20 protein-coding genes are annotated in these 22,535 nt (G+C 36.7%); 7 read left to right on the top strand and 13 right to left on the bottom strand.

Going from position 1 to position 22,535, the window contains the following annotated elements:
• The first annotated feature begins 123 nt into the window (after window positions 1-123).
• Entirely contained in the window at window positions 124-951 is an 828-nt protein-coding gene (gene dapB / locus P9B04_RS20770; RefSeq protein ID WP_342056876.1) for a 4-hydroxy-tetrahydrodipicolinate reductase, read from the top strand.
• Here the strand turns inward: dapB and P9B04_RS20765 are convergent.
• Complete coding sequence (locus P9B04_RS20765; protein ID WP_342056875.1) at window positions 948-1,412, bottom strand: DUF1499 domain-containing protein; 465 nt, start codon at window positions 1,410-1,412, stop codon at window positions 948-950. The genes dapB and P9B04_RS20765 overlap by 4 nt on opposite strands.
• Complete coding sequence (locus P9B04_RS20760) at window positions 1,409-2,146, bottom strand: TspO/MBR family protein (RefSeq protein ID WP_342056874.1); 738 nt, start codon at window positions 2,144-2,146, stop codon at window positions 1,409-1,411. The genes P9B04_RS20765 and P9B04_RS20760 overlap by 4 nt, the downstream gene beginning before the upstream one ends.
• A gap of 342 nt (window positions 2,147-2,488) precedes the next feature.
• Here P9B04_RS20760 and P9B04_RS20755 point away from each other — a divergent pair, with 342 nt between their 5' ends.
• From P9B04_RS20755 to P9B04_RS20740, 4 genes are read left to right on the top strand one after another with little or no spacing between them, the layout of a single operon-like run.
• A complete protein-coding gene (locus P9B04_RS20755; RefSeq protein ID WP_342056873.1) occupies window positions 2,489-3,109 on the top strand; it encodes a DUF4129 domain-containing protein in 621 nt (206 codons plus the stop codon).
• The gene (locus tag P9B04_RS20750; RefSeq protein WP_342056872.1) at window positions 3,106-4,230 is read left to right on the top strand and encodes a DUF4350 domain-containing protein; all 1,125 of its coding nucleotides are present in this window, start codon (window positions 3,106-3,108) and stop codon (window positions 4,228-4,230) included. Before P9B04_RS20755 ends, P9B04_RS20750 begins: the two co-directional genes overlap by 4 nt.
• Window positions 4,217-5,167 carry an AAA family ATPase gene (locus P9B04_RS20745; RefSeq protein WP_342056871.1) on the top strand — a complete coding sequence of 317 codons (951 nt, stop codon included), beginning with the start codon at window positions 4,217-4,219 and terminating at the stop codon, window positions 5,165-5,167. Before P9B04_RS20750 ends, P9B04_RS20745 begins: the two co-directional genes overlap by 14 nt.
• Window positions 5,168-5,217: 50 nt before the next feature.
• A complete protein-coding gene (locus tag P9B04_RS20740; protein ID WP_342056870.1) occupies window positions 5,218-6,525 on the top strand; it encodes a DUF58 domain-containing protein in 1,308 nt (435 codons plus the stop codon).
• On the opposite strand, the gene P9B04_RS20735 is transcribed toward P9B04_RS20740, so the two are convergent.
• Complete coding sequence (locus P9B04_RS20735) at window positions 6,513-7,481, bottom strand: stage II sporulation protein M (RefSeq protein WP_342056869.1); 969 nt, start codon at window positions 7,479-7,481, stop codon at window positions 6,513-6,515. The genes P9B04_RS20740 and P9B04_RS20735 overlap by 13 nt on opposite strands.
• A gap of 83 nt (window positions 7,482-7,564) precedes the next feature.
• On the opposite strand from P9B04_RS20735, the gene P9B04_RS20730 reads away from it, so the two are divergent.
• Both P9B04_RS20730 and P9B04_RS20725 read left to right on the top strand, forming a co-directional pair.
• A complete protein-coding gene (locus tag P9B04_RS20730) occupies window positions 7,565-8,416 on the top strand; it encodes a hypothetical protein (RefSeq protein ID WP_342056868.1) in 852 nt (283 codons plus the stop codon).
• A 25-nt stretch (window positions 8,417-8,441) separates the two neighbouring features.
• Window positions 8,442-9,224 carry an RDD family protein gene (locus P9B04_RS20725; protein WP_342056867.1) on the top strand — a complete coding sequence of 261 codons (783 nt, stop codon included), beginning with the start codon at window positions 8,442-8,444 and terminating at the stop codon, window positions 9,222-9,224.
• 27 nt (window positions 9,225-9,251) lie between these two features.
• Here the strand turns inward: P9B04_RS20725 and P9B04_RS20720 are convergent, their stop codons facing one another.
• The 10 genes from P9B04_RS20720 to P9B04_RS20675 all read right to left on the bottom strand — a co-directional run bounded on the left by P9B04_RS20720 (window position 9,252) and on the right by P9B04_RS20675 (window position 22,102).
• On the bottom strand, window positions 9,252-10,466 hold the full coding sequence (locus tag P9B04_RS20720) for a homocysteine biosynthesis protein (protein WP_342056866.1): 1,215 nt from the start codon (window positions 10,464-10,466) through the stop codon (window positions 9,252-9,254).
• A 41-nt stretch (window positions 10,467-10,507) separates the two neighbouring features.
• On the bottom strand, window positions 10,508-11,590 hold the full coding sequence (locus P9B04_RS20715; RefSeq protein ID WP_342056865.1) for an AI-2E family transporter: 1,083 nt from the start codon (window positions 11,588-11,590) through the stop codon (window positions 10,508-10,510).
• 216 nt (window positions 11,591-11,806) lie between these two features.
• On the bottom strand, window positions 11,807-12,976 hold the full coding sequence (locus P9B04_RS20710) for an amino acid ABC transporter permease (RefSeq protein ID WP_342056864.1): 1,170 nt from the start codon (window positions 12,974-12,976) through the stop codon (window positions 11,807-11,809).
• A 267-nt stretch (window positions 12,977-13,243) separates the two neighbouring features.
• Window positions 13,244-14,284: an amino acid ABC transporter substrate-binding protein gene (locus tag P9B04_RS20705; protein ID WP_342056863.1), complete on the bottom strand. Its 1,041-nt coding sequence runs from the start codon at window positions 14,282-14,284 to the stop codon at window positions 13,244-13,246.
• Between the two features lie 106 nt (window positions 14,285-14,390).
• Entirely contained in the window at window positions 14,391-15,893 is a 1,503-nt protein-coding gene (locus P9B04_RS20700) for a site-2 protease family protein (RefSeq protein ID WP_342056862.1), read from the bottom strand.
• Window positions 15,894-15,945: 52 nt separating this feature from the next.
• On the bottom strand, window positions 15,946-16,863 hold the full coding sequence (gene murQ / locus P9B04_RS20695) for an N-acetylmuramic acid 6-phosphate etherase (protein ID WP_342056861.1): 918 nt from the start codon (window positions 16,861-16,863) through the stop codon (window positions 15,946-15,948).
• Window positions 16,864-16,868: 5 nt separating this feature from the next.
• Entirely contained in the window at window positions 16,869-17,261 is a 393-nt protein-coding gene (locus tag P9B04_RS20690; RefSeq protein WP_342056860.1) for a DUF3110 domain-containing protein, read from the bottom strand.
• A 150-nt stretch (window positions 17,262-17,411) separates the two neighbouring features.
• Complete coding sequence (locus P9B04_RS20685) at window positions 17,412-18,377, bottom strand: fatty acid desaturase (RefSeq protein WP_342056859.1); 966 nt, start codon at window positions 18,375-18,377, stop codon at window positions 17,412-17,414.
• Between the two features lie 382 nt (window positions 18,378-18,759).
• Window positions 18,760-19,710 carry a DUF4365 domain-containing protein gene (locus P9B04_RS20680; RefSeq protein WP_342056858.1) on the bottom strand — a complete coding sequence of 317 codons (951 nt, stop codon included), beginning with the start codon at window positions 19,708-19,710 and terminating at the stop codon, window positions 18,760-18,762.
• 82 nt (window positions 19,711-19,792) lie between these two features.
• Entirely contained in the window at window positions 19,793-22,102 is a 2,310-nt protein-coding gene (locus tag P9B04_RS20675) for a ribonucleoside-diphosphate reductase subunit alpha (protein ID WP_446718026.1), read from the bottom strand.
• Window positions 22,103-22,535: the final 433 nt, after the last annotated feature.

Here is a 22,535-nt window from a genome sequence, read left to right as displayed (position 1 = left end):
TCTTTGTCCCCTAACTTTCGGCGAGTCCCCCCAGACTTTTTGAGAAGCTTCCCTTAACCTCAAGTCCACAGTTTCGGGTAGAATGATACTAAATCTCGGTGTATTTAAGGATTAACAATAGAAATGACAGTCGAAACCCCCATCCCCGTCGTTGTCAATGGTGCTGCTGGTAAAATGGGTCGTGAAGTAATTAAGGCAGTTTCCCAAGCAAAAGACATGATCTTAGTGGGAGCAGTGGATAAAAACCCGAACTATCGTGGTCAAGACGTAGGAGAAGTAGTCGGATGTGGTGAGTTAGAAGTGCCGATAGTGGATGATTTAGAAAGCATTTTGGTGTTGGCAACTCAGGAGCAAGTACAAGGGGTAATGGTAGATTTTACCCACCCTAAAGGTGTTTACGATAACGTTAGAAGTGCGATCGCTTATGGGGTACGTCCGGTGGTGGGAACCACTGGGTTAACTGATAAGCAGTTACAAGATTTGGCTGAGTTTGCAGATAAAGCGAGTACGGGGTGTTTAATTATTCCTAATTTTTCTATTGGAATGGTGTTACTCCAACAAGCGGCGATCCAAGCTTCTCAGTATTTTGATCACGTTGAACTTATCGAACTTCATCACAATCAAAAGGCAGATGCACCTAGTGGAACTGCTATAAAAACAGCGCAAATGCTGTCTGATTTAGGAAAAACCTATAATCCTTCTTCTGTTCAAGAAACAGAAACCATATATGGTTCTCGAGGTGGTGTGGTGGCTGATAATATTCGGGTTCACAGCGTGCGTTTACCGGGTTTAATTGCTCATCAAGAAGTTATTTTTGGCGCACAGGGAGAGATTTATACTTTACGCCATGATACTAGCGATCGCTCCTGTTATATGGCGGGGGTTTTACTTTCCATTCGTAAAGTTACTCAGTTGAAAAGTTTGGTTTATGGGTTGGAAAAAATTCTTTAAACGTTGAGTTCTTTTAAAGCTAATCTAATTTGTTCTAACCTTCTACGGTTTAAACCTAAATCAAATTTATTACTACGAGAAGCTGAGCGCATTTTTATGATAGAGACATCGGGAGGAAAGTAAAATTCTAAGTCATCAATTCTTCCCAAAAACTTCCCTTTTGCTTTTGCAATAATATAGTTTTCTTTGGTTTCAATAACCTGAGTTCTAGGAACAACTGTTAATACTTTTAACAAGATTTCTTTGGCTTTATTTTTCTCGATATGGTAAGAAATGGGAGCAATATAAAATTTGTCCTCTTCTTGCGAACTTACCACACAAGCAACTTTAGAGGAACAGGGAAGCAAATTACCATCCACAAGGAAACTATTTCTGCTTAATTCTGTTCCGTAAGCCATTGAATCAAGAGAACAAAAGCTAAAAATTGTAACTAGGATAAAGGAGAAGAAATAACGAATCATGACTCAATAATTTCTCGTTTTGTAGGATAGAAAGGTTCACGGCCATTTAATTGCCAAATCCCATAAACGAGAACGCAAGCAACAGTAAGCCAAATAACAGAAGGAAGTAGTAAAAATCCTGCTAAACTAATTGTTTGACCATAAATGATAGTAACAATAATTGCTGATAACCAAGGTCCCAAAATAACGACAGGAAAGGCTGCCCCGAATCTTCTTTCTACTGTAAAAATAGTATTCCAAGTGTCCCCTAAAGCGAGATGAATAACATAGAGAATGAGAGGAAAAGCTAAGAAATTTGCTTCCATTTCCTGCCAAACTAATACAGAAGAAACCACTCTTAAAACACCGATACTCATCCAAATAATGGGAAATGCTAATGGAGGTGGAGCCCAAGAAGGTCGAATAATTTGTTTATAAGTTCCCGAATTTCGAGTATTATCTAATGGGGAAAACAAGCGAGAACGAATGGTTAAGAAAATAAAAAATACACTAGCGATCGCTGTTGGCAACCAATCAGGAGTATTGTAACTTAAAATACGATTGTAAGCTTGTGACATTGCCCAAAGTGCAGAAATCATTAAACCGATTTGTACTATGGTTCCTACTAGATAAGTAACCACTGCTTTGCCATCAATTTCCTGATTATTTATGGGAGACTGTATGGGGGGTTTTGTCTCTTTGACTCCCATAACGGAATTAACAATGGTTTGTAGCATTGGGTTTGATTGACTCATTTTTTATCCTCAATCTTGTCTTTTTATATTGTACAATCTTTGGGAGTTTATAATTGATGATTTTTGCTTATTCTACAATACCCATTAACTTGAGTTCGGTGTTGGGAGTTCGGTATTGGAAGTTAAGTTTTTTAAACGGAATAATCGGTATTTCATATTCTTGAACTTGATATATTTTCGATAATGTTTTTTATATCGAACTCAGGTAATTAGACATTATCTAACTTTTTAAAATCCCTATGAAAAGAATTGGATCCATTTTAAAGCCTTAATGCTAGACTACAAAAAGCAGGGCTTAAAAAATTTCCTTTGCCAGTTTCTCACAGATAAGCGGGGTAATTAATGCGAGGATTATTGTTAAATATTTCTGTAGAAACAAATAGTCCAGGATGGCAAGTTTCTCAGTTGCAACAAAGACTATTAGAAAAGTGGGAATTGATAGGAAATCAATTTGCAGGTAGTCTAGCAGATGTTAGTTTCCCTGGTTGGTTAAACTCTACATTGGTAAGACTTATTATTCACTTATTGTTTTGGGTAATGATTGCTTTGTTGCTCATTTTGTTAATGTGGAAAGGACAACAGTTGGTAAAATGGTACAAACGCAAGATTAAATCCCGTAATAATCGAAAGATTATCAAAAATATACCAGAAAAAAAGCAAGATTACTCTGTAGATTATTGGGTAATCCAAGCACAAAAAGCAGAAAAAAAAGGAGAATATCAGGAAGTTTGTCAATGCTTATATCAGGCTATGCTACAACAATTAGATAGTCGAAACATCGTACCCCATAAATCTAGTCGTACCGATGGAGAGTACGAAGAAATAATTGTAAAAATACCCCAATATCAATCCTATCAACAGTTATTGTGGATACATCAAGAGCTTTGTTTTGGTAATTTATCTGCATCAATATCTTTAGTCAAAAATTGTTGGGAAGCTTATGAAAGTATCAAAAGATTATGATTAAATCTCGTCGTCGTTTATGGTTCTTGATTGCTATTTTAATGGGAGTAGTTCTTTTTTTTGCTGTATTAGTTGCTCCAACTCAGAATAGACTAATAAGTGGCTCTACTTTCGGGGTTTCTCCTGATGGTTATGCTGCTTGGTACGACTTTATGAAGGAGAGGAAAACTATTATAGAAAGATGGCAAAAACCTTTTGACATTCTAGAAAAAAGTGCCTTAGAAAATCCCATTACTTTGTTAAGGATTTATGGTAAATATTCCCGATTTATTATAGATGACAGGGAAAAGCAATGGGTAAAACAAGGTAATACTCTAGTTATATTAGCTTCTCAAGGTCGAGTAACAGAAGCTCCTTTTACTACCAATCATAGGACAAACTTTGGTGATGTGACAATTGAAACAACTCGTAGAAAAACAGGATATAGTAAAGCTATTCTTGAGGATGATTTTGGGGCAATAATTTCGCAGGAAAAACAATCAAGAGGGCAAATTATTTATGTAACTACTCCCTATTTAGGGGCCAATGCTTATAAACTTTTCCCAGGGAATTATCAGTTTCTAGCTCATTTAGTAGAATCGACTCCAGGAAATAAAATATTAGTAGATGAGTATATTCATGGTTATAAAAATAAAGATTTACAAGAAACTGAGACAGATAGCAATGTTCTTGTTTATTTACTCAATACTCCGCTCCTAATTATTTTAATCCAAGGATTATTAATCATATTGATACTTATTTTTGCTAATAATAATGGTATGAATAAGAAGAAAAAAATACAGCGAAAAATAGCTAATAACAGTCAAGAATATATAAACGCATTGGCAACCATTTTACAAAATGCAAAAAGTCGTGATTTTGTACTTAAAACTATTGAAAAAGCAGAAAAATTACAATTGCAAAAAAAACTAGGTTTAAAATTAGATCCACAAAACTTAGATAGTCTGATAAAAGTTTGGAGTCAGAGGGTGGGAAAATCACCTATGATGTTAGAAACATTGCTAAAAAAATCTCATAAAAACTATTCCTCACACGATTTTAAGTTACTGGAATGGATGAAACAATGGCAAACTATTCACAAAGAAATTTATCCTCAATCATCAAATCATGACAACAAATAATGCCCTATTTCTTCAAATTAGTCAAACTCTAGAACAAATTATTGTCGGACAATCTTCCATCATCGAGCAGCTTTTGATTGCCTTATTAAGTGGAGGTCATGTTATTTTAGAGGGAGTTCCAGGGACAGGAAAAACCCTATTAGTAAAAGTATTATCTCAACTTATTAAAGCAGATTTTCGACGCATTCAACTCACTCCAGATATTTTACCATCAGATATTTTAGGAACTAATATATTTGACTTTAATACTCGTGATTTCACACTAAAAGAAGGTCCCATTTTTACCGAAATTTTATTAGCAGACGAAATTAACAGAACACCTCCAAAAACACAATCTGCTCTCCTAGAAGCAATGCAAGAACAACAAGTAACCTTAGACGGGAAAACTAGAGCTTTATCTCCTTTATTCTGGGTAATTGCCACACAAAATTCCTTAGAATTTGAAGGAACTTATCCTCTCCCTGAAGCTCAATTAGATCGATTTGTGTTTAAATTATTGATTGATTATCCAGATCGTTCGGCAGAGAAACAAATGTTGATTCAGGCAAAAAATAGCTCCCAAGGAAAATCAACAAATGTTAGAGAATTGCAACCAATAGCTACTATTGAAGATATTTTAACAGCTAGAGAAGCGGTACAAAAAGTCGAAGTCAAAGAAAATATTATTAATTATTTATTAGATTTATTAGAAAAAACTCGTCAACATCCCGATGTTGCTTTGGGTGCTTCTCCCCGTGCTGCAGTTATTTGGTTGCAAACAAGTAAGGCAAAAGCTTGGTTTGCAGGGAGAAATTATGTAACTCCAGATGATGTCAAAACTATCGCTATTCCTTTACTTCGTCATCGTTTAATTCTTAACCCAGAAGCTCAATTAGAAGGGGTAAACTCTCAAGCAGTAATTGAGTCAATTCTGAAACAAGTTGATGTTCCCAGATAAACTGTAAATTCAGTTATTAGTGACCGATAATTCTTAAAGGTTTGGAAAAGATGATTATACCAGCTAAACGCTCATACTTTATTTTGATTCTTGCTCTATTTATATCAGTATTAGTAGCATTATTTAATGTTAAAATTAGTCTCTTATTGCTACTTTTATTCGATGTCACTTTTTTAGGGGTGATGGTAATCGATGGGAGTAAAGTGAAAAAGAATCGGGTGATAATAAGTCGTCATTCTCGGCAAAAATTATCTATTGGGAGAGAAAATAAAGTAACACTTTCAATTACCGCTAAACAACAAGCTGCACAAGTCGTCATTAAAGATAACTATCCTCAACAATTTTCCGTTTCTGTCCCTACTTTAAAAACCAGTTTAACCCCTCAAACTCAACAAGAATTGCATTACACAGTCTCCCCTCATCAAAGGGGAGAATTTCGGTGGGGAGATATTCGCATCAGACAGTTAAGCCCTTGGGCTTTGGCTTGGTACGATTGGAAAGTAGTAGCTAGTCAAAAAGTAGCTGTCTACCCAGATTTAGTAGGATTGCGATCGCTCCTAATTCGCCTTAGCCAAGAAAACACAGGTACGATGCGTCTCCGTCGTCGTCTGGTACAAGGGACCGAATTTAGGGAATTACGGGAATATGTCAGTGGGGAAGACACCCGTTTAATCAACTGGAAAGCTAGTGCTAAAAGCACTCATCCCATCGTTAAGGTCTTAGAAGAAGAACGAAAACAAACCCTAATTATTCTACTAGATCGCGGACGATTGATGACGGCACAGGTTCAAGGGTTAAAGCGGTTCGATTGGGCCCTCAATAGTACCCTCTCCCTAGCATCAACAGGGTTAAATAGAGGGGATTCGGTAGGAATTGGGGTGTTTGACCGAGAAGTAGTCGCTTGGATGCCTCCGGAGAGAGGAAAAAGTCAACTTTCACGAATTATCGAAAGGTTAACCCCCATACAACCCGTCTTACTGGAACCGGATTATTTTGGTTCCGTTACCCGATTAGTGAATCAACAACATCGTCGCGCCTTAGTGGTGTTAATTACCGATGTTATTGATCAAATCGCCTCAGCAGAATTGTTAACAGCTATGCAACGCCTAACTCCTCGTTATTTGCCTTTTTGTGTCACTTTACGGGATCCTCAAGTAGATGAAATAGCCCACAGTCAAACAGAAACCATTGATGATCTTTATCGCCGTAGCGTCGCTTTAGATGTACTATCGCAACGTCAGATGGCTTTAGCGCAACTAAAACAAAAAGGGGTTTTAGTTTTGGATGCAGCAGCCAATCAAATTAGTGAACAATTAGTAGAACGCTATTTAGAAATTAAAGCCCGTCATTTACTGTAGTTTGAGTTCGGAGTTAAACTACAATATTGAATCAAAAGTATAAACAGCAGTAAACCAGCAACATATTTCAGGGGATCGGGGACAGAAGGATTAGGAGAGAAAAATCCCTCAATAATCCCTGCAATAAATAATAGAGGAACAATTCCAAAAACTAGTTGTGCCGCTTGTAATCCGTAGATTTTCAAAGCATCAGCCCGTTTATATTCTCCCGGAAATAGTAACGCTTTGGCAATCAATAAGCCGGCACCTCCCGATAAAAAAATGGCGGGTAATTCCAGGGAACCATGAGGGAAAACAAAAGCCCAAAAAGGATACGCTAAATTATTTTGTCCCACAAGAGTGGCAATGGTACCGATCAGTAAACCGTTATAAAACAGAATAAAAAGGGTCAAAATACCAGCAACAATTCCCCCACCAACCACCCTAAAAGAAACTGACATATTATTAATCATGATGCCACTAGATGCTAAGGGTTCCACTCCAATAATCGATCCCATCCACAACTCTTGATCGTCCCGAACTTTTGTAATTAACTCTGAGGGTGCTACCAAAGCAATAAAATTAGGATCTGTCCAAGCGTACCACCAAGCAATTAATCCACCTAACATAAAGGTTAAAGTAGCGATCGCTGTATATTTCCAAGTTATCTGCACCGTTTCAGGAAAACCCCAACGATAAAATCTCCAAATCCCCCCCCAGTCTTGACCCCGAGGTGCTTGATAAATTTGACTATAAGCGCGGGTAGTTAACTGATGTAAGTCTTGAATAAGAATTTTACCAGGGTTGAATGTTTTAGCACGGGCGAGATCGGCTGAAACAGAGCGATACAATCCCGACAATTCCTGAATCTCTGAAGCATTTAAACATTTAATCCCTTTTTTTTCTATTTTTTTTAACAGGAAATCCAGTCTTTGCCAATAGGGTTCCCGTCGTGCAATCCAACGTTGAATTTTCATTATATTTTTCCCAGATTTCCAGTAACTGGCCTTAGCATAAGGATGAGTTGTTTGTTGTTGTGCTTTTTTACAGATTATTTCTGATGTCTAACCCTTCTCTAGAGTACCAATCACCGGGCCCGTTGAGTATCGGCAATGTTATTAGTGCTGCTGCTCGAATCTATCGAGATCACTTTGTTGTTTATTATAAGTTAGCTTTGATTGCCACTCTTTGGTTTATTGTCCCTATTTATGGATGGGCGAAATTCATGGCAATTTCGGGTTTATTATCCCGTTTAGCCTACGGAGAAGTGATTGGAAAACCAGAGAGTGTCACAGAAGCCCGTCGTCATGTTAATCCTCGCTTGTGGACGTTTTTCGGAGCAGGATTGTTAGTTTTTTTGATTTTCTTTGGATGGTATTTCTTCTTTGGTATTACTGGTGTTATTGCCGGTATTATTATACGTAATTTATCTATCATGCTATTTCAAAATAACACTGTGTTATCATGGCTAGTCTTTAGTCTTTTTGCAATACTACTATTTTCAATATTTATTATTAGTTTATTTTGGCTGAACTCCAGATTATATCTAGTGGATTTATCTATAGCAATTGAGGATCAATCTTCATCAACTAAAGCAATTAAACGAAGTTTTAAACTAACTCAAAAATTTATTTTTCGGATTATGTTGATCGGTTTTATTGCTTTTTTAATAGCCATTCCTATTTCTTCAGGGCTACAAGTTTTTAATTTTTTAATCCGTTCGGCATTGGTGATTATTTTTCCACAAGATTCTCCAATTTTTGCAGTTATTTATTTACCTTTGTCTTTTATTCTATCTTTGGGACTGTCTGCTATTTTAGTTCCTTTTTGGCAATCTATTAAAGCCGTTCTTTACTATGATTTACGTAGCCGCCGAGAAGGGATAGACATACAACTTCGTGATTCAATTTAATCTCTAACTTAAAATTATTAAAAGTATGAACTTTTTTAATCAGTTCAAAATAGAAACTCCGGAAAGTATTGAGCTAGAATTTACTTTAGCAGGGGTCGGAAATCGTATCTATGCTTCAGTAATTGATTGGATTGTTTTGGGTTTTATACTTATAGTATTACTGAGTATTTCTGCTTTATTTTTTTTCAATGTACCCATTCTTGCTACCATTTTTAGTATCCAAGAAGATCAAGTTGGTTTATGGATTTTAGCAATTCAGTTTTTCGTTATTTTTGCGACTTATGTGGGGTATTTTGTTATTTTTGAAACCCTATGGCAAGGGGAAACTCCAGGAAAACGTTTTGTTAAAATTCGTGTTATCCAAGATAATGGAAGACCGATTACTTTACAGCAAGCAACCTTACGAGCTTTATTAAGACCGATTGATGAGTTATTCTTTTTAGGACTATTTTTTATTATTTTCGGTCAACAAGAAAAACGCATTGGAGATTGGGTAGCAGGAACCATTATTATTCAACAAAAACAAGGCAAAAAAGGGACAGACTTAGCTTTTTCACAGGAAGCAGAAACCTTAGCTAAATACTTACAAACAAACACCGATTTATCTCAATTATCCCCTGAAGATTTCGCCACTATTCGCAGATACTTACAAAGACGAGAGCAAATGTTTACCGAGTCTAGAGTTGAGTTAGCACGAAAACTAGCATATCAAGTTAAAGACATTATTAATCTTCAAGAAATACCAGAAAAAACTACCACTAATCTTTTCTTAGAAGCAGTCTATCTTGCCTATCAAAAAAGATTTTAAAACGTTATGCAGTAAGTGATGAGTTAGTCACTCTAATGTCATTTGAGAACCCCATAAATCTTGTGCCATAAAAGCTCGATCTTTAGGCAAAGGAGCAACTGGATCGGTTAAAGTAAAATCTCCTCTTTCAATCCAACTTTTTAGCTCTTGGGCTACTTTCCGAGATAAGGATATACTAGCTAAAGGTGCAACTCGAATACTTTTTCCTTCTATTGTCATGCGACCTGTTTTTAATTGTGCATAACTAACTAAACCAAAGGTGGGACGAACCCGACGAGGAATAGAAAAATCGATTACTGGTGCAACCACTTCTTTATCCACAACAGCACAACGTTCAACTACCCTTTGATCCAACACAGGAAAAGGAATCCCAACTCCCAACATCAAAGAGGGACCATAATGATTAAAATAACACCCTCTAACCCATTGGGATGACATTGTTTTGGCATCTCCTACTAAGGCTAAGGTAGCAGCCGGACCGATGGGGGTACGGTTAGATAAGCGTTTCTGTAGGGGGAAATGCTGAGTTCCTTCCCAAGCAATATAACCCACACCACCCCCCAAAAAAACCCGACTACCAATACCAATCAGTTCTAAGTCGGGATCATTAAATAAAGGAGCGATAGCTCCTGGGTTAGAGTAGACGGCGTTACCTAGCTCCGGTTGTAATGGCCCAAGATAAGTGTACAAAAAGCGATCGCTACTATTAACCCCTACAATAAAGTTTTGATATAGGTTTCGGGGGTTATATAAATAAAACTGATTTATAGTTTTACGGGTGATAGTAGTTTCAAAAGAAGCTCGAGGATAACAGTCGGTGACTTGACCAATAGCTTTAACACTAACTGGTTTTCCTGCGATTAAATCTTCGATGACATGGCCCCCTCCCCTCTCTGCACTAACATTCCCAGAACGATTTTCACTGTCGTTCATTTCACCGATGGTTTTATAATCCACCATAGCAGTAGCCCCTAAATAGAGATCCACTGCACCAAAGCCAGCATAAGCAGGAACCCCATCTAACCAACATTGTCGTATCTTGATAGGGGGATCGGTATGACCCAAGTTAAGGATAGCCCCAGATGACTCCATAGGTTCAAAGGTTCCTGTGCAAATCACATCGACTTTTTTAAATGCTTGATCGACACCAATTTCTTGAACCCGTGTTTTTAGTTCTTCCACAGTCCAAACTACGGCTTTTTTTTTAGTAATTTTTTCGTTAATTTCGTCAATAGTTCGCATCACTATGAATATTTATAATTTAGTAAGGAGAGTTTTTATACTTATTTTTTTTTCAATTCTGAAGTGAATTCCTGATGAGAATAATTATAATTACTTTTCCATTGATCCAAAATATCTTTAACTAGCACTTCTTTTAGCCAAACTTGGGCAACGAGGGCTAAAGGTAATGCCAAAAAGAAACCTAACACCCCAAATGAAATACCAAAGAATACTTGTGCAAGCAAGGTTACAGCAGGTAAGATGGATTTTCTATTTTCTATTAATAAGGGAGCAACGAATTTACTTTCTATGATCGAAATAACTAGATAAAATATAATATAAAGAACAAAAACACTAAGAGATTTCCAAGGATTTTCTAGTAAAGCGATAGCTACCGGGGGAATTAAGCTTAAGACTGGCCCAATATTAGGAATGAAAGTTAAGATTCCTGCCAGCATGGATTGTGCCAATGTCAGTCGCATTCCTAAAAGAGATAGCCCAATAAAACTCAACATGGTAATCATGACCATTTTAAATAAGATTCTGGTCAGTTTCCCTTGCAATGAGCGATCGCATTCTGTTAATATATGATCTATTTTTTTACGATAAAATGAAGGGAATAAACGGATAAATCCTTGACGATAGGCACTAGGATTAACTAACAACATCAGGGTTAATGCAAATAATAATAGTAAGGTTAATGGGATACCTAAAGTTGTGTAAAAAACTGATAACCCCTGACCGGCAATTATTTGGATTAAAGGTTCTAATTGTTCTACAACTTGTTGGCTATTTGGTAATGCTTTAATTAATTCTGGATCAAGACGTAGAATAAAATCTTTGATAGTAAGAATTAATTGATCTAATCCTAAAGAAACTAACTTGAATAATTCTGGTAATTGTTCCGCAAACGGAGGAATAATGATCAAAAAGAATCCTGACAATACTATTAATGATAATAGAATAGATGACAATACTGCAGATCCCCGCTTCATCCCAATTCTTTGCAATAGTTGAACTCCATGATTAAGAAAATTAGCAATAATTGCAGCCGTAAATAGTAAAAGTAATAACTGCCTAATATTCCAAAGGATGTAAACACAAAAGGCTAAAATAGTAAAACCAATCCATTGAGAAAACTTCATCTTAGGAATTTGAAATGTTATTCAATAGTTTTTGACTCAAAAACAAAGCTACGATTGAAGGTAATATCATAACCATTATCAGTGCTTTGATATTACTAGGTTGAATAGAAATGAAAGAACCTAAATATTTAATTATCACCGAAACTATGAGAGAAGGGATAAAAATCTTAATCAAAAAAATAAACGTTTCATTCATCTTATTTATCTTCACCTAGATCATTTTTCTTTAAGTTGGACTGTGCGATTTAACCAGTTCATTCCAGAAGAAATAATCAGGTTAAAAACTAGATAAGTTACCATAACAATTAACAGCATTTCTACAGATTTTCCCGTTTGATTAGAAATCGTGTTAGATATGGCGTAAATATCATTATAACCAATAGCAACCGCTAGACTAGAATTCTTCACTAGGTTTAAAAATTCACTGGTTAGAGGGGGAATCATAACCCATAATGCTTGGGGAAAGATGACTAGACGCATGACTAAACTGGAGTTTAATCCTAAAGCTTCCGCTGCTTCCCATTGTCCTTTAGAAACCGATTGAATACCCGATCGCACTACCTCAGCGATAAAACCAGCAGTATAAATGGTTAATCCCGTTAATAACGTAGCAAACTCGGGGGAAAGATTCAAGCCATCTTGAATACGTTTTATTTGAGAGTCGTAGATGGGAAACTGCCAATCTAAACCTAGAAAAATGATTAAAATTGATAGCAAGCCAATAACAATTAAAGCTATGTTATAAAATTTTCCTGTTACTCCTTGTTGAATAATCACTTGAGTTTGTCTTTGCCAAATGAAAAACGCTATAATTCCACCCAAAAGCAATGCTATAATGGCTGATAAAGTCTGTACATTTGCTAAAGGGAAGGGAATATAAATCCCTTGATTAGAGAGAAAAATAGACCTAAAAAGAATTAGAGGATCATCAATTTTAGGAAACTTCAGAAAAACAGCGAAATACCAGAAAAATAACTGTAATAATAAAGGAGTGTTACGGATGGTTTCTACATAAACTGTTGCCATTTTCTGGACTAACCAGTTATTAGATAATCTTCCTAATCCAATAATTATCCCTAAAAAAAAGGCTAAAATAATCCCAGTAATCATAACTCTTAATGAGTTCAGTAAGCCAACTAAGATGGCTCTATAATAGGGATCAGTTGGCTGATAAGGAATAAGAGTATCACCGATATTGAAGCGAGAATTGAGGTCAGGATCAACAATAAAACCGAAACCGAATGTTAATCCTAACTGTCTAAAATTATTAACAAGATTGTTCCAAAAAATAGCCATTAGCACTAAAATAGTACTCACAACTAAAATCTGGATAATTACTTTAACAATTCGGGAATCACGCCAAAAGGGGGTTTTTTCCGCATTCATTTCTTTTTTTTGATCACTATAAAGATAAAAGCTAGATAACTACTCTATTTTTTAAATATTGTTAAGTTTTCTTTGGATACTATTGATATTTTAACTTCAATCCTGAATTCATCATTCTACAACAAATAATATATTCTAACTGATAGAAAATGAGAAGAACGATTGAAAAGTATTATTTCCTAATCGTTTTTCACTTCTCAAGTATTATTCCTGACTGCTATCTTTTATATATAAACTTTATAGCGTTAGTCAGTGGTTTAGGTCAATTTATCTAAACGGTGGAGAGTATAGTAAACCCCCTTCCGTCCATAACTTATTGGGACCGCGATCTAACCCCAAAGGTTGACCAATATTTCGCTCATAAACTTCTCCATAATTACCAACGTGCTTAACAATACGTTCGGCAAAATCGTTAGGTAATCCTATTCCCTCTCCTAACTTATCATCTAATCCTAAAAACCTTCTGATGTTGGGATCTTCGCTATTCTCAAACGTTGTTAAATTTTCTTGAGTAATACCAAATTCTTCCGCTTGAATTAGGGCATAAGTAATCCATTTAACCGCATCAAACCAGTCGGAATCATTGTTTTTCACCGCCGGTCCTAGGGGTTCTTTTGATAACACTACATCTAAGACATTATGCTCGTTAGAATTGGGTATGATAGAACGACGAGCTACTAATTGAGAGCGATCTGCCGTTACCCCTTCGCAACGTCCCTCCTGATAGGCTGCATAAAGTGCGTCTACGTCCTCAAAGGTAACTGGATTGTAATCTTCTATGCCTTGTTTTCGCATTTGGTCGGCTAAATTTTGCTCTGTAGTTGTTCCAGCTAAGACACAAATAGACTTACCAGCTAATCCTTGTATATCTGTCACCCCACTGGCCGTTGTTACCATAATTCCTTGACCGTCATAAAAGACGGTAGGAGCAAATTCCATACCGTTAGTGGTATCTCGACTAATGGTCCAGGTGGTGTTGCGGTTAAGAACATCTACCTCTCCTGACTGAACAGCAGGAAAGCGTTCTTGTGCGCTCAACTTACGGTATTCCACCTGATCAGGATCATCAAATAGAGCGGCTGCGATGGCCCGACATACATCTACATCTAACCCCGAATATTGACCATTTTCGTCCACAAAACTGAACCCAGGGACTTCTCCATTTACCCCACAGATGAGGCTTCCTCGCTCTTTAATGGTATCAAGACGACTGGTACTTGCAGTGGTAGTGTTTGAGGGTTGGTTCTCTCCTCCACAAGCGGTTAACGGCAGGGTTAGTAATAATGTTACTAAAAGTTTTTTGAACATAGGTCAATGGTTAACATCGGAGATGAATAAGGACTCCTGTTTAGTTTAAACGAGAGAGACTGAATGATCAATTATTATTAGAACGGGCTTCTGACTTCTAGCTTCCTTATCCTCCTATACCTAATCTTCCAGCTAAACCTGGACTTAAAGGAATCAGGGTTGCTAACATTAAAAATAGAGCCAATAATCCCCACCCTGCACGGGTATCATCTGGTTCAGTTAATTCATTAAGACTTGGTCTTTCTAAGTCTCTTTGTAAGAATAAAATAACCACAGCCCAGTACAAGGGGATCGGATTAGCAGGACTAAATATAGTGACAATTCCCAAAATAACTAGGGTAATAATTGTCGTTCTTCTTGCCGTTTTTCTACCATAAATGGCCTGAATAATTCTACCACCATCTAATTGTCCAGCTGGCATTAAATTCAAGGCGGTAATCACTAATCCTAACCACCCGATAACGGTTAAAGGATGAACATCAACGATAGTATTTTCTAACTGTCCTCCTAAAATTACTTTAGCTAAACTCCCCACTAAAATTGAACCTTGAAAGAATTGAGTTGGCACTTGAAAAAGACTACCTGGATGGGATAATACTAAGCCCACTATTAGTAAAATAAAAGAAATAATTCCACCAGCAGCAGGTCCCGCTAAAGCAACATCAAATAGAGCATTTCGAGTAGGAATCAGAGATTCAAAGCGAGTAATTGCACCAAAAGATCCGATTTGCCACGTAGGGAGGAAAAACGGCACACTCATTTTAATATCGTAGCGTTTAGCTACTATCCTATGACCGATTTCATGGGAAATAAATACGCCCCAAAGAGCTAAACTAATAGGTAAAGTTTCTTGATAGCGATTCCAGTTGTTAAAGAAGTCAAATCCTAACAAAATGCTAGTGGCTTCTAGTGTTGTCAATATCGTTGCTACAAAAAGCACTAAAGCGAGATTCTTTTGTAATAGAGTAGTTGGTTGAGGGTCATCACTACTTGGTAAGATAATGACCACTGGTTTACTTTCCGTTCCTTCTACTAAAAAGAGACGATATTTATCACCAAAAGTAGCTTTAAGTTTCTCTGAGAGACGTTGATATGATTCTTCTGTTTCTCCTCTTAAATTACCTCTAAAAATAGCTCCTTCTTGATAGGAAATAGTTTCTGTTGCAAAAAAGGTGTCAATACTAAAAATACTTCTTATTGATTGTAAGTCTTCCTCGGGAATAGGAATTACGTCCCCCGCATTTTTTGATTCTGAAGCCTGTGAAATATCAGTTTTCTTAGCCTGTCTTGTTTCTTCTTCTTCGATTCTTTGTGCTGCTTGCTCTCTCAAGACAACATCTTGACCTTCTGTTCTTAGTTTTCTACCTAAGTAAATGTAAAATACAATCGAAGTAACTAATAAGAACAAAATACCAACAATGTTAAGATAAATTCCTAGGGCAAATAAACCAAAAAAAATCAACCAAGGTGTCATCAAACTAACTGATTGCAACCAAGCTAGTTTGCCTAATTTTCCGTAACCTTTGGCCCGATTGTAGCCCCAAGCTAACAAAGCAAAGGCGACTAAAATAACAATTAAAATAGTTGTAGTTTCTGGTGTGTTTAGCATAATTTAATTAACAATAATTGCCATTTTTGTAGAGAGGTTTGCTTAAGCCTTTCTACTGATTTTTATTTTTTAGAAGTGCAGTCCGAAGATTTCCTTGATTGTTATCCAGTAATAACTGTCCTGCTTCGGAGTCAAGATCTGTCCAGTGCATCAACAGAGCTAGTTTAACCCGTTTTCCACTGCGATCGAGTAACTCAGTGGCATCGGGACGACTTAGCTCTGTTAATTCTTCTAGAATACGCAAAGCTCGGTCGTATAGCTTACTATTGGTAACAGAAACGTCGATCATACGGTTGCCGTAAACTTTGCCTAGTTTAACCATTACCCCTGTTGAAAGGATATTTAGAGCCATTTTCGTCACTGTTCCTGCTTTAAGACGAGTGGAACCTGCTAAAATCTCAGGACCGGTTAACAAGCGAATGTCAATATCAACGATCATAGGAACTTGCTTAGCAGGAACGCAAGCGATGGCAATGGTGGTTGCCCCCCGTTGCTTGGCTGCGCTTAACGCCCCATGAACGTAAGGAGTCGTACCTCCTGCGCTAATACCCACTACTACATCTTTTTCGATCACTTTTCGTTGGGCGATCGCTTCTGCGCCGTCTTGGGGACGATCTTCTAAATTTTCTGAACTTCTAATCAAAGCAGCTGCTCCCCCTGCAATAATGCCCTGTACCATGTCAGGATCGGTACAGAAGGTGGGGGGACATTCCGCAGCATCTAGCACCCCTAAACGCCCGCTAGTACCGGCTCCAACGTAAAATAAGCGACCCCCTTGACTCAAAGCTTTACTGGTAACATCGATGGCTTTAGCCAGTTCTACCTTTGCCTGAGCAATGGCTTTGAGGGTTTGGCTATCTTCGCTGTTAAACAACTCTACCAACTCCACGGTACTCAGTTGGTCTAAATTCTGAGAGTTGGGGTTGATCTGTTCGGTTAACAGATGACCTCTTTCTTGTATATTTTCCATAGGGGTTACAGTAAGCCTTCCAATTTACGGCGAATTTGCTCTAATTCTTCTGAGGACATTTCTGAGGCTGTTGTTTCGGTTGTTTTTGATTTTTTTGGTTCTTTGTCTTCTCCCCAGTTAATATCCTCGACGTTTTGTTCTGGGGGAATGGCTAACTCTCCAGCACCAATCAATTCCCAGTCGTAATCTGCTTGACGACAAAATTCTTGAATTTCATCTACATCAAAAGATTCAACGGTGGGGGTGGGAAAGTCTTGTGCTTCCAGTAATAAGGCATAGCGAGTGGCATCGTCTTCTGACTCGAACATCAAAATTTTATTGCGCTCGCCCATTTGTACGGTATGAATGCCTTCGTTCTCGGTCCGGGCGTTAAAGAGTAGTACATAAATTTTACTCATAACTTCTCCTCTTTTTGGCGTGACAGCATGGCTGATAAATCCACCTATAAATTCAGATCATTGTTACTTAGAATATCTGATTTGCGGTTTTTTCACCAAGATTGAGAGAAAAGTAATAAGTGTACTGAGACTATTTGTCAAATTAATAGATCAAAAAAAACTTTTGATTAGAGCAAAGTTGACACTTAGATAGCCAGTAGTAACATTATTTAGATGAGGCCGTAATTTGATATGGGCTTTATCTAAGGCGTGAAAAGGAATGGATGGACAAAAATGATGCTCACCATGAAAGGGCATATTCCACATCAATTTTCTAATAGGAAAAATAGTTAAAGTGGTGCGAGTGTTGGCAAAAGGATTCGCATCTAAGGTACAACCTATATGTTCGGCTAATAAAATAAATCTGAGTATGGTTTGTCCCACCGCTAAAGGTAAAAGCCAACCTAAGAAAAACCAACTTTGTTGATAATAAAAAGAAATTGCGATCGCTACTAAATAGATGAATAGTTGTAGTTGTACTGATCGTCTAATTTTGCTTTTAGCAGCTTTTCTAATGTAGGGAAAATGTTCAAACTGTCCCATAGCACAGAAAAAATGAGTTTTTATTTTACCTATCCACCAAGGAATCCCACTTATTATCCAAATATATTCCCAAAGGTTAGTAGGGGTTAGATCGGTTAATTCGGGGTCTTTATTTTCGATACGAGTATAACGGTGATGCCAAATATGATAGGAACAATAAAAGGTACTATTATAAAAAGACAATAACCCTGCAAACCAGCCTACAATTTCATTAATACGAGGATTGGCAAAAGCACTATAATGAACACACTCGTGTAAGGCAGCAAACATAGATGCTAAACTAAATCCATAGATGATAAGACTAGGAATCTCAATCAAAAGATTGTTGTTTTCTAGCCAAAAATAGCCACTAACTATAATCACGACTAAGTGCATCAATAATTGCCTTAAACCTTTGATATTAGAGCGTTTCTTGAGTTCAGCTAGTTCATCTTTAGAAAAAATATCTTGAGGAGATAAGTAATCTTTGGCTTGATTTAAGTCTCGAGCAAAATTTTTTTCTAAAATAACAGGGTTTGATGTTAGCTCAGACATAGATAAATTTTGGTTTGAATTATATTCATTATAATCCAGTTAAACATGGTTTGGTTTCTTGTCCTCATTTAAGGATATTCGTCTAATTGCAGATGCTTTGATCAGGCAAGATTAGAATAAAATCCCTAATTTTGATAATATTAAAAATTATGTTGGTGAATGATAGATATTGTTAGAGATTATTTTATATTATTTGTCATCCTAGTCTAGTGGTAAGGTTGGTATTGCCCACCCTACAAACTAAAATCAATTAATGGTTAACCCCAAATATAGATGATTTTAACAAAGTTACCAACAATATCTCTTTGACATGGTTTATGTTTTGGTAAATATTATTTTAAAGCTTAAAAATATCTCCTCAAATAGTTAAAAATAACATACTTTAGTCTCCATAATATTTACTACTAAATCCTACTGATAAGGGTGCGCCTTCATATTGACAAGATACACCTATTTTAAGTTTTCTTTTGTCATCATAATAGGTATGAAAATGAGTTTGTTTGCGAATCAGTTCCAACTCAGATGGATTAATACTTAATACGCCTAAAATTGTCTCAGAATCGAAAGGACTATTGGGACTCCAGGGTGCAGTTTTTTTGACTTCAATATCTACATAACTGATAAAATTACCTTCTGCTTCTAATAGCATATTAGCTTCTTCAGAATTTATAATAATATTGCCTTTTTGATTAGGTTTTCCTCTGACTGCTTGTGCTGCATCTGTAATAGACATTCCTATGTATTGAAAAGGACGATAAAAGGGCGAACTTAGTATAGTTAGTCCAGAAATAATAGCTTTGTTCACTGCATATCTAAGAGTTAATGTTCCGAGATAATTACCATTCTGAGGAGTAACAGACGACTGAGAATGAACAATTGAAATTAATTGATTAGGTAAGGAATTAGCATTCTGTTTAAGACAGTTTTCAGGAGAAACTGGGATAGAAACTATGTTTTGTTTTTTCCAGTCTTTATTCAGTGACCCAAGAAACTCTTGAGGAAAAGACCAATAAAGATTTTTGTTTTGGTAGTCAACAACAATTAAAAAAGTTGGATTAGATTGAATTAACCAATAATTAAGAGTAGTCACTTTAATAGAGATTGTAATTGAATTATTTTTGATTTTTACTTCTTCTGTTCCTTTACATTGAACATTAAATAATTTTCCAGTTGGGTATTCTCCATTCATGATTTCACAAATGAAGTCAATACCTAAATCTCTATCTTGAGGAACGGGAATTACATTACAAAATCGACTAAAAACTGAACTAAAGAAATCAGAAGCTTTGACACCAATTTTTTGCGAGTCAGTACGTTTAGGTAACTTCATCATTAAACTATCCAAACTTTTTAGAATTTTATGTTGGGGAATTATAAGACAGTGAATAAGGTAGATATTTTCCCACCCTATGGAATCAATTAGCACAAGCAGTACAATTATTATCAGACTCTTTAAAATCGTCTTTCTGAACTGTCCTAACGTAATATATCGCCTTACAACCTTCCTTCCAAGCTAACAGTAACGTCTCAAAAATATCCTTAGCAGTTAAACAGCGTTCTGGTTCATCAGCAAAGTAAACACCTTGATTTAAGTTAAACAACAATTCCATAGAAATTCCTGTATCTATCCATTGTTGAATAGTGCCAACAGCTTTGACCACTTTTTGTTGCTCTAAAGTCTTGTTTTCGTGATAAAACCAAAAAGACTCTTTAATAAATGGAGGTGCAATAGGAACCGTTCCTTTTGCCCATTTATCGTAAAAGAAACGACTATAAACAGGGAGAATACTAGCAGTGCAACCCTGTACCAAAGAAGAAGAAGTATTAGGGGCGATCGCAGTAATATGGGAATTACGAATACCATAGGTTTTAATATCTTCTGATAACTGTATCCAACGCTCTTTTTTAGAGGCATTTTCAACAAACCAATCAACTGGTTTCGAGCCAATTAATAACCCCTTACTCCAGTCACTTCCCTCAAAAGCATTATAAGGACTTCTTTCTTTTGCCAACTCCATAGAAGTGTAGGTACACCAATAACCTACCTCTTCAAATAGGTTACTAATTTCCGTTATATTTTCGTAAGTTAAACTCTTTTTAGCTAACCAGTCAGCTAACCCCATACAACCCACTCCAATTGTACGGTATCTGTCATTATGCGCCTTAGCATCACCAAAGGGAGGGTTAGTAATATCGATAGTATTATCCAAAATACGAACAGCGATATTACAAAGATAGTCGAGTTCTTCTTCCTCAATATTTGCTAAATTCAAACTAACTAAATTGCAACAATGTGCTTCTTTTCCAGGAGTAACATTAGAAAATGACTCAGTGCATAAATTAACACCAGGAATATAACCAACGTGCTTATTAGGATTAGCCTTATTGATGGTGTCTTTAAAAGCTAAATAAGGCATCCCTGTTTCTACCTGTGATCGCATAATAGTTTTAAATAATTCACGAGCATTCACACGCTTATACAGGGTAATTTCTCTATCTAATTCTGCCTCAATTAAGCGATAAGCTTCTTCAAACTTTTCTCCCCATAATTCCGCCAATTCAATACCAAACTTTTCTTTAACTTCGTAAGGATCAACTAATGTCCATTCCTGTTTATTTTCCACCCGACGCATAAATTCATCGGTCAAAATTAACTGAGGAAATACATCATAAGCCTTACGTCTTTGATCCCCATTTTCTGTCTGTATTTCTAAAAATTCTGGTACGTCTAAATGCCAAATATCCACCCCAACGGTAACAGCACCTGCTCGTTTTCCCCCTTGGTTAACGGCGATGGCAGTATCGTTTAACAACTTGATCCAGGGAATAACCCCTCCAGAAGCGTTATTTTTTCCCATCACCTGACTACCAGTAGCCCGAATGCGACTGACATTAACCCCCACACCACCTCCATTTTTGGAGATCCTAGCGGTGTTGGTAATCTCTTTAAAAATGCTTTCTAGGTTGTCATCCATAGACACGATAAAGCAACTAGTCAAAGAACCACCTGGAACCCGTAAATTAGCCAAAATAGGGGTAGCCAAGGATACTTTCCGACTAGCAATGGCTTCATAAAATCGTTTTGCCCAAGGTAATCTACTTTCAGGGCTTTCTACCGTTGCCAAAAGTAAAGCGCAGGTTAAGAAAGCTTCTTGGGGAAGTTCATCCCCCAAAAGATAACGACTGGTTAATAAAACCGCTCCAGCATAGTCGTAGTCTGTATCCCAATCTGCATTAATCCAGCTTCCAGCTTCTCGTAATTCTGTCGTAGAATAGGTTAAGAGACGATTATCATAGTGCTTAGATTCTACTTTAGTCCTCACCGTGATTTCATAGTTTCCATACTGATAACCCCGACTGACTAGAGTATCTTTCCAAAGACTCCACATATGTAGTCTTCCAGCTACATAACGCCAGTCTGGTTCATCGGGACTACACATTTCTAGAGCGCAGTTGATCAGATTGTCCTGGATCTCCCTGGTGGTGATGCCGTCACGTAGTCGAGTTGTTAACCCCGCTTCCAAGGCAATGCTATTTACTTCTTGTCCGCTACAAGCCCAGTCTACAACGGCACGTATCTTACTAATATTTAACGCTGTCCAAGAGCCGTCTCGTCGTCTTACCCTAATTTTTTGATCTCCTAAGTGCGAAGAGTAACTTAGAGAAGGGTTAGTGTCGCTATGGTTGGTTTGCTCAGGGGAAGTTAAGACGGTGGGTTGCATCATTTATACTACTGAGAATAAATAAATAACTAATAGTTTTGTACTTTACTTTTAGCGAAATCGTTGCCAGTTTAATTAAGACTCTTCTTGGTTATACCACAGATATGGTGTCATGTTTTGAACAATGCTCGATAAATTACCCTATATGTAGATCAATCACGGGATTTTTACCTTAGCTTGTTTTCTTTTCTATGATTGTGATCTTGACTACATTTGATAGCTAAGTATTTTACTGGAGCCAAAATATTTAACAAATGTAATTAAAAAGAATTAATATTTTTTAGTAACGCTATATCTTTAATCTTTAATATTGGTTAACCCAAAAACAAAAAAGCACCCCCATTTCTGGGGGTGCCTTTTTGCTAATATTTAGTTGTTATCAAGGAATTAACCATTGATTACAGGAGCAGATACAGGCTCAGCAGAAGCTAAGTCT

The sequence above is a fragment of the Crocosphaera sp. Alani8 genome (genome assembly GCF_038442745.1).
GTDB lineage: Bacteria > Cyanobacteriota > Cyanobacteriia > Cyanobacteriales > Microcystaceae > Crocosphaera.
Note: the sequence above shows the minus strand (reverse complement) of the source record. Positions and strands in the feature narration are given on the sequence as shown.